The 13,631-nt window shown below is 67.3% G+C and carries 11 protein-coding genes; 4 read left to right on the top strand and 7 right to left on the bottom strand.

Annotation, left to right across the window (positions count from 1 at the left end; genetic code table 11):
* The 4 genes from QMX85_RS21965 to QMX85_RS21950 form a co-directional block, all read right to left on the bottom strand.
* Positions 1-585: efflux RND transporter permease subunit (locus QMX85_RS21965; protein ID WP_282344461.1), on the bottom strand; the 585-nt coding region annotated here is incomplete at its 3' end.
* Positions 582-1,910: an MdtA/MuxA family multidrug efflux RND transporter periplasmic adaptor subunit gene (locus tag QMX85_RS21960; protein ID WP_282344459.1), complete on the bottom strand. Its 1,329-nt coding sequence runs from the start codon at positions 1,908-1,910 to the stop codon at positions 582-584. The genes QMX85_RS21960 and QMX85_RS21965, both read right to left, overlap by 4 nt.
* A gap of 200 nt (positions 1,911-2,110) precedes the next feature.
* Positions 2,111-2,611 (bottom strand): thiol peroxidase, encoded by a 501-nt coding sequence (gene tpx, locus QMX85_RS21955; protein ID WP_282344457.1) that lies wholly within the window; start codon positions 2,609-2,611, stop codon positions 2,111-2,113.
* Positions 2,612-2,720: 109 nt separating this feature from the next.
* On the bottom strand, positions 2,721-3,635 hold the full coding sequence (locus tag QMX85_RS21950) for a LysR family transcriptional regulator (RefSeq protein WP_282344455.1): 915 nt from the start codon (positions 3,633-3,635) through the stop codon (positions 2,721-2,723).
* 109 nt (positions 3,636-3,744) lie between these two features.
* On the opposite strand from QMX85_RS21950, the gene QMX85_RS21945 reads away from it, so the two are divergent.
* Positions 3,745-4,740 carry an aldo/keto reductase gene (locus tag QMX85_RS21945; protein WP_282344454.1) on the top strand — a complete coding sequence of 332 codons (996 nt, stop codon included), beginning with the start codon at positions 3,745-3,747 and terminating at the stop codon, positions 4,738-4,740.
* Positions 4,741-4,767: 27 nt separating this feature from the next.
* Here the strand turns inward: QMX85_RS21945 and QMX85_RS21940 are convergent, their stop codons facing one another.
* The 3 genes from QMX85_RS21940 to QMX85_RS21930 form a co-directional block, all read right to left on the bottom strand.
* Entirely contained in the window at positions 4,768-8,442 is a 3,675-nt protein-coding gene (locus QMX85_RS21940) for a translocation/assembly module TamB domain-containing protein (protein ID WP_282344453.1), read from the bottom strand.
* Positions 8,439-10,166, bottom strand: a complete 1,728-nt coding sequence (locus tag QMX85_RS21935) for an autotransporter assembly complex family protein (RefSeq protein WP_282344462.1) — start codon at positions 10,164-10,166, stop codon at positions 8,439-8,441. Before QMX85_RS21935 ends, QMX85_RS21940 begins: the two co-directional genes overlap by 4 nt.
* A 67-nt stretch (positions 10,167-10,233) precedes the next feature.
* The gene (locus QMX85_RS21930; protein ID WP_282344452.1) at positions 10,234-10,917 is read right to left on the bottom strand and encodes a GNAT family N-acetyltransferase; all 684 of its coding nucleotides are present in this window, start codon (positions 10,915-10,917) and stop codon (positions 10,234-10,236) included.
* A gap of 127 nt (positions 10,918-11,044) precedes the next feature.
* Here QMX85_RS21930 and xthA point away from each other — a divergent pair, with 127 nt between their 5' ends.
* From xthA to QMX85_RS21915, 3 genes are all read left to right on the top strand, one after another.
* Positions 11,045-11,857 carry an exodeoxyribonuclease III gene (gene xthA / locus QMX85_RS21925; RefSeq protein WP_282344451.1) on the top strand — a complete coding sequence of 271 codons (813 nt, stop codon included), beginning with the start codon at positions 11,045-11,047 and terminating at the stop codon, positions 11,855-11,857.
* Positions 11,858-11,939: 82 nt separating this feature from the next.
* A complete protein-coding gene (locus QMX85_RS21920) occupies positions 11,940-13,319 on the top strand; it encodes a phosphate ABC transporter substrate-binding/OmpA family protein (RefSeq protein WP_282344450.1) in 1,380 nt (459 codons plus the stop codon).
* 88 nt (positions 13,320-13,407) lie between these two features.
* Positions 13,408-13,631 (top strand): hypothetical protein (locus QMX85_RS21915; protein ID WP_282344448.1); only part of this gene is annotated, 224 nt, incomplete at its 3' end.

Raw genomic sequence — 13,631 nt, 5'->3', positions numbered from 1 at the left:
GGCCAGCGCCTGCGCGTTGACCTTCACCCGCACCGCCTGGCGCTGGCCGCCGGCGAGGCTGACCATGCCGACGCCGTTCACCTGGGCGAGCTTCTGCGCCATGCGTGTGTCGACCAGGTCGTGCAGCTTGGGCAACGGCATGGTCTTGGAGCTGACTGCCACGGTGAGCACCGGGGTGTCGGCCGGGTTGACCTTGTTGTACACCGGCGGTGCCGGCAGGTCGTTGGGCAGCAGGTTGCTGGCGGAGTTGATCGCCGCCTGGACTTCCTGCTCGGCGACATCCAGGTCCATCGCCAGGCTGAAACGCAGGGTGATCACCGAGGCGCCGCCGGAGCTGGTCGAGGACATCTGCGCGAGTCCCGGCATCTGCCCGAACTGGCGCTCCAGCGGCGCGGTGACCGCACTGGTCATGACGTCCGGGCTGGCGCCGGGGTACAGCGTGAGGACGCGGATGGTCGGGTAGTCCACCTGCGGCAACGCCGACACGGGCAGCATGCGATAGGCGATCAGCCCGGCGAGGAGGATCGCCAGCATGCTCAGCGTGGTGGCGACCGGGCGCAGTATGAACAGCCGCGAGACGTTCATCGGGCGTCTTTCGCCGCCGCGTCTGGCGTACCCGCAGGGGCCTTCGGCGAGCCCTGCAACTGCTCGCTGGGCGAGGTCGGGACGGCGTTGGCGTCATGCACCACCAGCACCTTGCTGCCTTCGCGCAGGCGGTCGGTGCCTTCCAGCACGACGCGGTCGCCGCTGGCCAGGCCTTCGAGGATCACCGTGTTGGTGCCGTCGTTGGGGCCGACCTTGAGGGTGCGGATGGTGACCTTGTCGTCGCCGTCCATGACGTAAGCGAAGGAGCCGGCATTGCCGAACTGCACCGCCGGGGTTGGCACCAGCACCACGTTGCGCAGCGTGTCGGCGAGTACCCGCACGTTGACGAACTGGTTGGGGAACAGAGTTTCCTTGTCGTTGCCGAAGCGCGCCTTGAACTTCAGGGTGCCGGTGGTGGTGTCGATCTGGTTGTCCAGGCTCTGCAGCACGCCTTCGGCCTGCAGGCGGGTTTCGGCGCGGTCCCAGGCCTCGACGCGGAGCTTCTCGCCGGCGCGGAAGCGCTGGACCACCGTGGGCAGCTCGTTTTCCGGCAGGGTGAAGGCGACGCTGATCGGCTGCGTCTGGGTGATGGTCACCAGCGCGGTGGTGTCGCTGGAGCCGACCAGGTTGCCGACGTCGACCTGGCGCAGGCCCAGGCGCCCGGAGATGGGCGCGCGCACGTTGGTGAAGTCGAGGTTCAGCTTGGCCTGGTTGACCGCCGCCTGGTTGCCCTGCAGCGTGCCTTTGTACTGATTGACCAGCGCTTCCTGGGTGTCCAGCGTCTGCTTGGCGATGCTGTCTTCGGCATACAGCCCGCGGTAACGGTCGTAGTCGATCTGCGCGTTCTTCAGCTGCGCCTGGTTTTCCGCCAGGGTGCCCTGGGCCTGCTGCAGGGCGATCTGATAGGTGCGCGGGTCGATCACCGCCAGCAGGTCGCCTGCCTTGACCTTCTGCCCTTCCTCGAACGCCACCTTGACCAGCTCGCCGTCGACCCGGCCGCGCACGCTCACCGTGTTCAGCGCGGTAACGGTGCCGAGCGCCTTGTAGTAGACGGGGAAGTCACCCTGCCGGGCGGCCGCCACGCGTACCGGGGTCGGCTCGTTGTTGAACAGCCCGCCGCCCGGACCTCCCATGCCGCCGGGACCGCGGCCGACACCGGCTCCGCCGTGGCCTCGGCGGCTGGCCTGCTGCGCCGCATCGGTAGACGTGGAGCTGGCGGGCCAGAATTTCCATGCCACGGCGGCAAGCAGCAGGAGGACGACGATACCGATCAGCCAGACGCGCGGGCGACGGTAAAACGCGGGGGGCGGCGTTTGTTCGGACATGAATAGGATTCGGAATTTGAAGGAGCCTGAACGATAAGGACTGTTGCCCCCGATGCAAAGGCTCTTTACCGCCTATTTACCCTTTACTTGCCTCGCCAAGTGTATGAGCTGAAAACAAAAAGTTTCCACGCAGGAACACGGTTCAGGCGCCGGCAAAAAACGGCCCGCAGCGGCGGACCGTTCGGTCGGCACCCGACGTATCAGCCGAGTACGCCGATGGCGGCCTGGTAGTCCGGCTCCTGGCCGATCTCGGGGACCAGCTCGCTGTGCAACACGCGGTCGTTCTCGTCCAGCACCACGACCGCGCGGGTCGCCAGGCCCACCATCGGACCGCTGGCGATGGCGACGCCGAAGTCGCGGAGAAACGCCTGGCCGCGCAGGGTCGACAGGTTGACGACGTTCTCCAGCCCTTCGGCGCCGCAGAAGCGCTTTTGCGCGAACGGCAGGTCGGCGGAGATGCACAGCACCACGGTGTTGTTCAGCTTGCTGGCCTCGGCGTTGAACTTGCGTACCGAGGTGGCGCAGGTCGGCGTATCGACGCTGGGGAAGATGTTCAGCACCTTGCGTTTGCCTGCGAAGGCTTCGAGGGTCACGTCGGCGAGGTCGCCATTGACCAGGCTGAATGCGGGCGCGGCCTGGCCGACCTTCGGCAGCTCGCCGTCGATGTCCACGGGGCTGCCGCGGCGGGTCACTTGGGGCATGGGAGGTTTCCTTCTTGTGGGGAGGATGGAGTGCCCAGTAAATCATGCCCGCCCCGGAAAATGGCAGCACATCAGGCCGGAAGGCGCCCCCCCTGTTCTGTTGTCGTCGTCAGGGCCCCGGCCGCGCCATCCAGTTGGGCTGTTCGAACAGCTCTACCAGCCAGTCGACGAACACCCTCACCCGCCGCGACAGCTGGCGATGCGGCGGGTAGACCACGCTCAGCGGGTACACCGGCGGGCGGCAATCGGCGAGGACTTCCACCAGGCTGCCGGCGCGCAGTTGTTCGGTGACGTGGTAGACCGGCACCTGGATAAGGCCCAATCCTGCTTCGCAGGCGGCGACGTAGGCATCCGCCCCGTTCACCGCGATCTGCGCCGGCAGACGCCGCGTCTGCGTTGCGCCGGCGACCTGGAACTCCAGCTCGAAGCGCTGGCCGCTGGAGCCGATGAAGTCGATGGCGCGATGATCGTCGAGTTGCGCCAAGGTGCGCGGCACGCCACGGGCGGTGAGGTACGCCGGGCTGGCGCAGGTGACTTGCGTCAGCTGCGTCACCGGCCGGGCCACCAGCCCCGGGTCCAGCGGCGCGCCGCCACGCAGCACGCAGTCGACGCCTTCGCGGATCAGGTCGAGGGTGCGGTCCGAGGTGCCCACTTCCAGTTCGATCTGCGGGTAGCGGCTGCAGAACGCCGGGAGTCGCGGGATCACCACCAGTCGCGCCAGCGAGTGCGACAGGTCGATGCGCAGCTTGCCTCGGGGGTTGCGCCGCGCCTCGGAAAACGAGCCCTCGGCGTCGTCCAGATCCGCCAGCAGGCGCACGCAGCGCTCGTAGAACTCGGCGCCATCCACGGTCGGGCTGACCTGGCGGGTGGTGCGCTGCAGCAGTTGCACGCCGAGGTGGCTCTCCAGTTGCCTGATCAGTTGGCTGCTGGAGGCCGGAGCCAGCCCGAGGCTTTCGCCGGCACGGCCGAAGGCGCCCATCTCGACGATACGAGTGAACAGCTGCATGGCGAGAAAGCGGTCCATTACCCATCCACTATGTAGAAATTACGAATAGTGAATACGTTTTCGGCAGGTTTATCCAGCCAGGAGTGAGGCAGACACTGGACCGACATTTCCCACGGAGAACCCCTCGATGAAGACTCGCCAACTGGGCCACGACGGCCCGCAGGTTTCCGCCATCGGTCTCGGCTGCATGGGTATGAGCGATTTCTACGGCGCCGGACGCGACGAAGCGGAATCCGTCGCCACCCTGCACCGCGCGCTGGAACTGGGCGTCAGCCTGCTCGACACCGCCGACATGTATGGGCCGTTCAGCAACGAGGAACTGATCGGCAAGGCAATTCGCGGCAAACGCGACCAGGTGTTCCTCGCCAGCAAGTTCGGCATCCTCCGCGACCCGGCCAACCCGGCGCTGCGCGGTGTCAGCGGGCGCCCGGAGTACGTGCGTTCCTCCATCGAAGGCAGCCTCAAGCGTTTGCGCGTCGACCACCTCGACCTCTACTACCAGCACCGTATCGATCCGCAGGTGCCGATCGAGGAAACCGTGGGCGCGATGGCCGCGCTGGTGAAGGAAGGCAAGGTGCGCTACCTGGGCCTCAGCGAGGCGTCGGCGGCGACCCTGGAGCGCGCCCATGCCGTGCACCCGATCAGCGCGCTGCAAAGCGAGTACTCGCTGTGGACGCGCGACCCGGAAAGCAACGGCGCGCTGGCGGCCTGTCGGCGCCTGGGCATCGCTTTCGTGCCCTACAGTCCACTGGGACGGGGCTTCCTCACCGGCGCCCTGACCTCGCCTGAGGACTTCGCCGAAGACGATTACCGGCGCTTCAGCCCGCGCTTCCAGGGCGAGAATTTCGCCCGCAACCTGCTGCTGGTGGAGAAGGTGAAGGCGTTGGCCGAAGCCAAGGGCGTGACGCCCTCGCAACTGGCCCTGGCCTGGGTCCTGGCCCAGGGCGACGACCTCATCCCGATTCCCGGCACCAAGCGGCGCAAATACCTGGAAGAAAACGTGGGCGCGCTGGACGTCGTGCTGAGCGCAGCCGAACGGGCGCAGATCGACGCGATCTTCCCGGCCGATGCGGTGGCCGGCGGGCGCTATCCGGAACAGGTGATGAAGATGCTCGACGTTTAGATGGGCGTCCTGGACGCACGTGTCCAATCAGAAATCGCGCTTGTAGAACAGGTCCAGCGAGCTGGCCAGGCCACTGGCGACTTCGAGGTACAGCCGCCTGGTCAGTTCGTAACGCAGCGCCACGGTATTCGCCGGCTCGAACACGCCGACGCCGTAGCGCAGGCTGAGGCGATCGGTGAGGCTGCCGCTGGCCACCACGCTGGTGGTGTTGCCGGTGCCTTCGGTGTCGAGCTGGAAGTTCTCGATGCCAAGGTTGCGCGCCAGGCCGCCGGTAATCGAGGCGCTCTGCGCCAGGCCCAGACCGAGGGCGGCTTCGGCGAGCATGTTGCTGTCGCCGCTGTCACCGCCCAAGGGGCGACCCAGCACCAGGTAGGACAGCGCCTGTTCCTGGCTCATCGCCGGTTCCGAGAACACCTCGCTACGCGGCGCGGCGGCGCTGCCTGTGAGGCGGATGCCGGCGGTGACTTCGTCTACCACGCGCACCGCCTCCACGTCGAGATAAGGCTGGTCGATCGGCCCGGTGAACAGCAGGCGCGCGCGGCGGATGGTCAGACGCTGGCCGTAGGCGCGGTAGCGGCCCTTGTTCAGGCTCAGCTCGCCCCGCGTGTCGAGGTTGTCGCCAACGTGGATCTGCCCCGCCAGTTCGGCATTCAGGCCAAAGCCGCTGAAGGTCAGCTTGTCTTCGCCGACCGCCACGTCGACGTTCATTCGTAGCGTCGACGAGGCGCCCTTGACCGGCGCCTCCGCGCCGACGATTTCGGCGTCCGCCGAGACCTTCACGGTGGACGGTGGCAGCTCGCGAACGATGATGCTGCCGCGGGGCACCCGCACCTTGCCACGGAGCGCCAGTTGCTCGCCATCGAAGGCGACCTGCAGGTCGGGCGCCACCTCTAGATCGGCATAGGGCGCCACCGATACCGGCAGGCGGTCGCCCCGAATGCGCAGGTCGAGGTCCAGCGCACGGCTCCAGTCCAGCGATCCGCTGATGCTGCCCTGCCCTTCGCGCCCGGCACTCCAGTCGCCGCTGAGCTGCAGGTTCTCGCCGGCGATCAGCGCCTGGACCTGGAGGTTTTCCAGGCGCGTCGGCAGTTCCGCCCCGGACACGTGGCCGCCGCGCAGTTGCAGGCGACCGTCGATGCGCGGCTCCTGCAGATCGCCGGACAAGGTGCCGGAACCATCCAGATAGCCTTCCAGGCGCTCGACCATGGGCACGAACGGCCGCGCCACCGACAGGTCGAGGCCACTGAGGGAAAACTCTCCGCGCAGCGGTTTGTTTGCCGCCCGAGGGTCGATGCGTGCGTGCAGCGACAGCTTGCCCAGAGGCCCGCCGGCAAAACTCAGCTGGGTGTCCACCCGGCTGGGTTGCAGTTGGCTGTCCAGGCTCAGCTGCCGGTAGGGAAAGTCCACCCAGTCGTCGCCATCGCGCACGCGCAGGGTGCCATTGCCGGCGTCGACGAGGATGTGGCCGCTGGGGCCGGCAGCCGGCAGGTCGAGCTGCAGGTCGGCGTTCAGCTTGCCCTTCCAGGCGAAATCTTCGGGGAGGAACTGCGCCAGCCCCTCGAGGGCGAAGTTGCGCAGGTGATAGCGCAGTCTGGGTTCCGGCATCAGCCGCTGTTCCTCGCCGCACAGGCTGGCGTCGCCATAGGCCCAGCAGTGCGCGCCCAGCTCCAGGCGGCCATCGGCGCGACGTTCCAGGCGTGCGGGCGTGCGCAGCGTCCAGGTCTGGCCGCCGGCGGCGACTTCGCCTTTGCCGAGCTGGCCGCGCCAGTGCCAACCCTTCGTCCCATCGCCATCCAGGCGCCCGGACAGGCCAAGCGCGGTACGCAGCAGCGGGCCGACCAGGCTCAGGTCGAGGCGCTGATCCTTGCGATCGCCCTGCCCGGTCAGGCGCAGATCGCCCAGCGCGGTGTCGCCGGAGTGGATATCGCGGGCGTTCAGCGTCAGCGTTCCGCGCTGCGCCGCATCGAGCGTCGCCGCCAGATCCAGCGCGGCCAGGCGGCGGTCGCCGAACGACAGCGCCTGCCCCTTCAGCGCCAATTGGCCCTGGGGGGCGGCGAGGCTGCCGGCCAGGTCGAGCGTGCCGTTCAGCGCGCCCTGCAGCTCGGGCCACAACTGGCCCAGGCGCGGCAGCTCGAGCGCAAGTTGCCCCTGCAAGCGTTGATCCAGCTGGCCCCTGCCCCGTACCTGGTTGTCTCCTACGCGCAGGTCGAGGTTGGCCAGGTTCCAGCGCTCGCCGGCGCCCTCCGCGGCGAGTTGCAGCCGGGTCGTCTGCCCGCGCAGCCGGCCTTCCAGTCGCAGCTCCGCGTTCAGCGCCAGTTGGCCATTCGTCAGGCTGCCTTCGCTGCGCAGCGGGCCGGCCAGGCTACCGGGCAGCTCGGCGAGCCAGTAGGACGGATCGAACCGGTCGAGCTGCAGCGCCGTTTTCCAGGCGATGCCCTCGGCGAAGCCGAGGTTCAACTGCCCTTCGGCGTTGCCCTGCCCGGCCACCAGGCGCAGTGAAGGCAAATTCAGCTGTTCGAGGTCGCCGCTCAGCGGGCTGCTGAGGCTGAAAGGCCCCGCCGGCCCCAGCAGCTCGGCGGCGAAATTGCCCAGGTAACTGCCGTTGTCGTAATGCAGGTCGCCCTTGAAGGTCTTCAGCGCCACCGGCGGTTCGTCGATCTCGGCATACAGCCGGCGCCAGGGGAAATCCTGCCAGTCGATGTGGGTGTCGGCGATCAGCCCTTCGCGCCAGTCCAACTCGCCCGTCAGCGCCAGGCGCTGCTCCGCGCTCGCGGTGAGGTCGAGCGCCTCGATACGCGCGCCTTCGGCGGTGACCCGGCCGCTCAGGCCCAGGCTCATCGGCCCCTCCTGCGCCGGCAGCCGGGCATTGCCGAGCACCCGGTAACCGTCGGACAGATCGCCTTCGGCGGTCAACTCCAGCTCCTCGAGAGTCAGGGTGTCCGGCAATTCTTCGGTGGCCTTGAAACGCGGCATCACCAGCCGCAACCGGGCCGGAAGGTGCTCGACCAGCGGGCTCACCCGGCCGTCCAGCCGGCCCTGCAGGTAACCGTTGCTGTCAGCGTGCAGGCTCAGTTCGCGTTGCAGGTCGCCATCGACGGTTATCGCCAGCGTCCACGGCTGCTCACCCGGTGCCGGCAGCGACAGCGAGCCTTCGGCCTTCAGCGGCCAGTCGCCGGTGGGCGTGAGCAGGCCTTGCAGGTGCAGGGAAAGCGCGTCGCGCTGCACGCTCAGTGAGTCGATGCGCAGCCCCTCGCCGGTCCATTGCCCAGCGAGACGAAGGCCGCGCAATTCCTCCTGTCCGTCCAGCAGCAGGCTGCCGATCTGAACCTCGCCCAAGCGTAGGGACAGCGGCAGGCCGATATCCGGCAGTCCACCTGGGCCTTCTTCGTCGTCTGTGGACGGCGGCAAGGCGAGGATCACCTGCTCGGCGACCACGCGGTCCAGGCACAACGTCAGGCGCAGCAGGCAGCTCGGCGACCAGTCCAGTTGCGGCGCGACCAGCTCCACGCGCCGTTGGCCCTGCGTCCAGGCCAGGCGCTCGGCTCGCCAGGCTCCGCCGAGCCGGCCGTCGAAGCCCTGCACCTGCAAGCCCGGCACCTGCGCCAGCGCCCAGCGGCTGCCGGCCTGGCTGCCGAGCAGCAGCGTCAGGCCGAGCACCAGCAGCAGTACCAGGGCGAGCACTCCCCAGGCGACGCGCCTCACAGCTCGGGGCCCATCGAAAAGTGCAGGCGCACGCCGCCGTCGCCGTCCAGCGGATGCGCGAGGTCGACGCGCAACGGCCCCACCGGCGAGACCCAGCGCACGCCGAAGCCGACGCCGGTCTTCAGCGACGGCAGCTCAAGCGATGAGAACGCGTTGCCCTGGTCGACGAAGGTCGCGATGCGCCAGCGATCGGCGATCGCGTACTGGTACTCGAGGCTGCCGGCGATCATGTAGCGACCGCCGATGCGGTCGCCGTCGGAGTTTTCGGGCGAGAGCATCTGGTAGTCGTAGCCGCGCACGGTCTGGTCGCCGCCGGCGAAGAAGCGCAGCGACGGCGGAATCGCCTTGTACTCGTCGGTGTAGTTGCCGCCCAGTTGCAGACGGCCGAGGAAGCGGTGCTTGTCCGCCAGCGTGGTCAGGCCCTTGATCGCCCCTTCGACATGCACCAGGTCGGCGTCCGACAGCAGGCCGTCCTTGGCCGCCGACACATCGAACTGCAGGCGATAGCCGTGGCTGGGGTCGAGCCGGTTGTTGCTGCGTAACAGCGAGTAGCTGACGCCGGGCATCAGCAGCGTGCTCAACCCGGAATCGTCACCCAGGCGGTATTCCTCGCGCTGCCACTTCACCGAGAGCACGCGCGTCCAGCCGCTCGGTCGCAGGCTGTGCCATTCCGGGCCGATTGTGAGCAGACGACTCAATGAGTCGGTGTCGGCCAGTTCCTCATATTGGTAACCAGCAGCCAGCCGCAGTTTGTCGGTCAGGGGCGCCTGGCCCGGAATGTCGTACCACAGGCCGACGTTCTGCCGTGGCGCCGAAAGCTCCAGTTCGGCGCCATAGCTGTGGCCCTGCGGGTTCACCCAATGGCGCGTCCAGTTGACCTTGCCGCGCGGGCCGACATCGGTGGAATAGCCGAGACCGATGCCGAAGGTACGCGGCTTGCGCGTGGTCAGCCGTACATCCACCGGGATCTGCTCGTCGCGTGCCTGCTCGGGCGCGGCGTCGACGCGCACGGCATCGAAATAGCCGCTGGTCTGCAGCGCCTGGTTCAGTTCGGCGATCAGTTCGGAGTCGTAGGGATCGCCTCGTTTGAAAGGGACCAGGCGTTGCAACAGGTCCTCGGACAGGGGCGCATCGCCGCCGAACTTGACCTCACCCAGCCGGTAGCGCGGGCCACTGTCGTAGACCAGTTCGATATCGGCGAAGCCCTCGCGCGGGTCGATCAGCAGCTTCTGCCGGATGAAGCGGCCGCCGAAGAAGCCGAAGCGCGACGCCTGGTTCTCTATGAGCCTCTTCGCGTCTTCGTAATGGCCGTGGTCGAGTATCGCGCCGGACTTGAGCATCTCGCGTTCGGGCAAGCGAAAGCTGGCCAGCTGCGCGGCCGGGCCTTCGATGCGGACGGTGACGTTGCGCAGCCGCACCGGCTCGCCCGGCTGCACGGTGAGCACCAGGCGCGGCGGCTGGCGTTGGTCGACTTCGCTGTCGATCTGCGCATTGTAGTAGCCAAGGGCTTGCGCGGCCTGCTGTGCCTGGGTTTCGGCGACCCGCGTGAGCTGTTCCAGCGCCTGCCGGTCACGACCTTCCAGGCTGCCGACATAGCCCTGGATATTGCCGCGAAGCTTCGCGTTGTTCGGTTGCACGCGCACGTCCAGCTGCTCCTGCGCCAGCACCGAAGTGCTGAGCAGCGAACAGAACGATAGGCAGAAGCTGAAGCTGGATCGGGACATCATGGGCCGGATGCTACCATGCAAGCGGGCTCGATCCGGCAACCCTTGGTCGCGCTAACCCCTCGAATTATCGAAGATTTTCCCCTGTCGTGAGATCCGGGGCGCCGTCGTGCGCAGCGACCGGATCGTTCGCATGGAGGAAAACGTGCTCGCGAATTGGCCCGATCGCCACTTCGCCGATCTCCTGGTAACCCTGGCGCCGATAGAACTCCAGATAGCGGGTGTTGCCGGTATCCAGCACCACGCCTTGAGACGCACTGTCCCCGGCGCACCAGGCGTGCACGGCCTCGAGCATCTGCTCGCCGTAGTGCAGGCCCTGGCAGCGCGGATGGATACCGATCAGCGGCAAGACGTGGAACGGGCCGGGCGGCAGGCAGGCCAGCACGGCGGCGTGGTAGTCGAGGTAACGCTGGGTGCAGCGCAATCCGGTGGTCAGCAGCATGCGCATGCGCCACACCCAGCTCTCGGTGATCTCCAGCCGGCGTTGCGGCGGCGCGATCAGCGCGACACCGATCAGCCTGTCCTCCACCAGCAGGCCGATCGCCGGCAGGTCCTCGCTGAAATGCTGATTCACCAGTTCGCGAACGGTGGCACGCACACGGTGGTCGTAGCCAGGGCGCTCGGCTTCGAACAGGTAGGCGAAGGTGGGTTCGTGGCGATAGGCCTGGTACAGCAGCGAGCGCGCCTCGCGCGCGTAGCCGCTGTCGAGGAAGCGCGTCGTGGCGGGCGCGGCGGGTTGGGTTGCGGGCATGGCGATCGACCTCTCTAGTTATGGTTATGGGTCTTCGCTGACGTTAGCAGCGCCATGGGCGGGCCGCCAGCGCTGGCTGGCGCGGCGCCGGATGGGCTAGCATCGGGGTTTTCCCAGGAGTCCCGCGATGAAAGTCGTTTCCTTCAATATCAACGGCCTGCGCGCACGTCCTCACCAACTGGCGGCACTGGTCGAAAAACATCGCCCGGACATCATTGGCCTGCAGGAAACCAAGGTCTCCGACGACCAGTTCCCCTTCGCCGAAGTCGAGGCGCTGGGTTACCACGTGCATTTTCACGGGCAGAAAGGTCATTACGGCGTTGCGCTGATGTCCCTGGCGAAGCCGCTGGAAGTGTTCAAGGGGTTCCCCGGCGATGACGAGGAATCCCAGCGGCGCTGGATCGGCGGCACCTTCGCCGACGGCGACGGCCAACCGGTCCATGTGTTCAATGGCTACTTCCCCCAGGGCGAAAGCCGCGACCATCCGGTGAAGTTCCCGGCCAAGACGCGTTTCTATGCAGACCTGCAGCGCCTGCTCGAGGAGCGCTTCCAGCCCGACCATCGCCTGCTGGTGATGGGCGACTTCAACATCTCGCCGCAGGATTGCGACATCGGCATCGGTGCCGACAACGCCAGGCGCTGGTTGCGTACCGGCAAGTGCAGCTTCCTGCCCGAGGAGCGCGAGTGGCTCGAGAAGCTAAAGAGCTGGGGGCTGGCGGATACCTTCAGGTTGCAGAATCCGACCGTGGAAAACCGCTTCAGCTGGTTCGACTACCGCAGTCGCGGTTTCGAAGACGAGCCCAAGCGCGGCCTGCGCATCGACCTGATCATGGCCTCCAGGCCGCTGCAGGAACGCATCCTCGCCACCGGCGTCGACTATGAGCTGCGCGCGATGGAGAAGCCTTCCGACCACGCGCCGGTGTGGCTCGAACTGAGCTGATCGGTTTTTTTTTGGCTGTCATATGGGCGACATGCAACTGACTTAGTCTGCCGGCACCTCCTCTCCAACAGGTGCCTGCCGCATGTCCCACGCGTCCGATCACGAAGCCGATACCTGGAGCCGCGTGCTCGGCATGCTGATCCTCGGCTTCGTCTGCTACGCCCTGCCCTGGTCGGTGTTCGCCGCCTTGCCTATCCCAGAGGGCAACGCCCCGCTCCTGCGCATCCAGGGCTCCAATACCATCGGTGCGCGCCTGGCGCCGGCGCTGGTCGAAGGGCTGATGCGCCAGCAGGGGCTGCTCATGGTGCGCAGCCAGCCCGGCCCGGCGGAGAACGAGCAGCGCATATCCGCGCGCACCGCCGAGGGTCGTGAAGTGCACGTGGACATCGCCGCCCACGGTTCCAGCACGGGGTTCGTCGCCCTCCAACAAGGCCGCGCCGAGCTGGCCGCCTCGTCCCGCCCGATCAAGGACAGTGAAGTCGCCGCACTCGCCGAACTGGGCGACCTGCGCAGCCGCTCCGCGGAACAGGTGATCGGCATCGATGGCCTGGCGATCCTCGTACACCCCGACAACGGACTGAAGAGTCTGACCAGCGAGCAACTGGCGAAGGTGTTCGCCGGGGAGATTCGTGACTGGGCGGCCCTCGGTGGCAAGGCCGGAGCGATCCATCTGCATGCGCGGGACGACAAGTCCGGCACCTTCGATACCTTCAAGGAACTGGTGCTGGTCGCCAACGGCAAGACCCTGGCGCCGGACGCCGCGCGTTTCGAATCCAGCGACCAGCTCTCCGAGACCGTCGCCGGTGATCCGCAGGGCATCGGTTTCGCCGGGCTGGCCTCGGTGGGCAGGGCCAAGACGCTGGCGATTTCGGCCGGAGAGTCGCAAGCCATGGAACCCTCGGTCAGCCTGATCGCCACCGAGGACTATCCGCTCTCGCGCCGGCTGTTCCTTTACAACGCCCCGGAGGAGAACAACCCCTGGGTGCTGGCGCTGGTCGCCTTCGCCCACAGCGCCGCGGGGCAGGCGATTGTCGCCAAGGTCGGGTTCGTCGCCCAGGACGTGCGTGCCATGCAGGTCGCCGCTGCGCCGGCCATGCCTGCGGAGTATTTCCAGCTGGCCAGCGAGGCCCAGCGCCTGTCGGTGAATTTCCGTTTCCAGCACGGCAGTGCCCGGCTGGACAACAAGGCCCAGCGGGACATCGATCGCGTTACCGACTACCTGCGACAGAACGACAAACTCTACAAACGCACGGTGCTGGTCGGCTTCGCGGACGACAAGGTCGACCCGCAACGCGCCTCGCTGCTGTCCAAACTGCGCGCCATGGCGGTGCGCCGCGAGCTGTCGAAGGCCGGCGTGATCTTCCGCGAGGTCACCGGGCTCGGTGACGAGATGCCGGTGGCCGCCAACAGTGCAGACGAGGGTCGGATCAAGAACCGTCGTGTGGAAGTCTGGGTTTACTGAGGCGCGACCGATTCAACCCGCTGTTCGGATCGCGTAGTCTTCCGCCCATCGCGCCACCTGCTGCGCGACAGGGAATCGGAATCCGCTCATGGTGGTTCGCATCGAGGTACGTGAGGAACATGGCCAACGGCTGTGGCAGGTCCGCGCCGGACGACGCTGCCTGACCTTCCAGGATGAGCGTGCTGCTCGCCATTTCGCCGCGCCATTGCAGGTCCGCCTGCAATGGCTGACGGAGCGCTCGGGCGGGTCGAACACCTCCCCGCCTTCGCCCCCGGAAACGCAACCGCCCCCCACCGCTTTACCCGGTCGGGG

Source organism: Pseudomonas sp. PS02288 (assembly GCF_029959715.1).
Lineage (GTDB): Bacteria > Pseudomonadota > Gammaproteobacteria > Pseudomonadales > Pseudomonadaceae > Pseudomonas_O > Pseudomonas_O kuykendallii.
This window is presented reverse-complemented; position numbering and strand designations above follow the sequence as displayed.

What these genes read in the sequence shown, in the direction of transcription:
- QMX85_RS21960 (WP_282344459.1), bottom strand. Translation starts at nt 1,910, where the DNA reads ATGTCCGAACAAACGCCGCCCCCCGCGTTTTACCGTCGCCCGCGCGTC.
- tpx (WP_282344457.1), bottom strand. Translation starts at nt 2,611, where the DNA reads ATGCCCCAAGTGACCCGCCGCGGCAGCCCCGTGGACATCGACGGCGAG.
- QMX85_RS21950 (WP_282344455.1), bottom strand. Translation starts at nt 3,635, where the DNA reads ATGGACCGCTTTCTCGCCATGCAGCTGTTCACTCGTATCGTCGAGATG.
- QMX85_RS21945 (WP_282344454.1), top strand. Translation starts at nt 3,745, where the DNA reads ATGAAGACTCGCCAACTGGGCCACGACGGCCCGCAGGTTTCCGCCATC.
- QMX85_RS21935 (WP_282344462.1), bottom strand. Translation starts at nt 10,166, where the DNA reads ATGTCCCGATCCAGCTTCAGCTTCTGCCTATCGTTCTGTTCGCTGCTC.
- QMX85_RS21930 (WP_282344452.1), bottom strand. Translation starts at nt 10,917, where the DNA reads ATGCCCGCAACCCAACCCGCCGCGCCCGCCACGACGCGCTTCCTCGAC.
- xthA (WP_282344451.1), top strand. Translation starts at nt 11,045, where the DNA reads ATGAAAGTCGTTTCCTTCAATATCAACGGCCTGCGCGCACGTCCTCAC.
- QMX85_RS21920 (WP_282344450.1), top strand. Translation starts at nt 11,940, where the DNA reads ATGTCCCACGCGTCCGATCACGAAGCCGATACCTGGAGCCGCGTGCTC.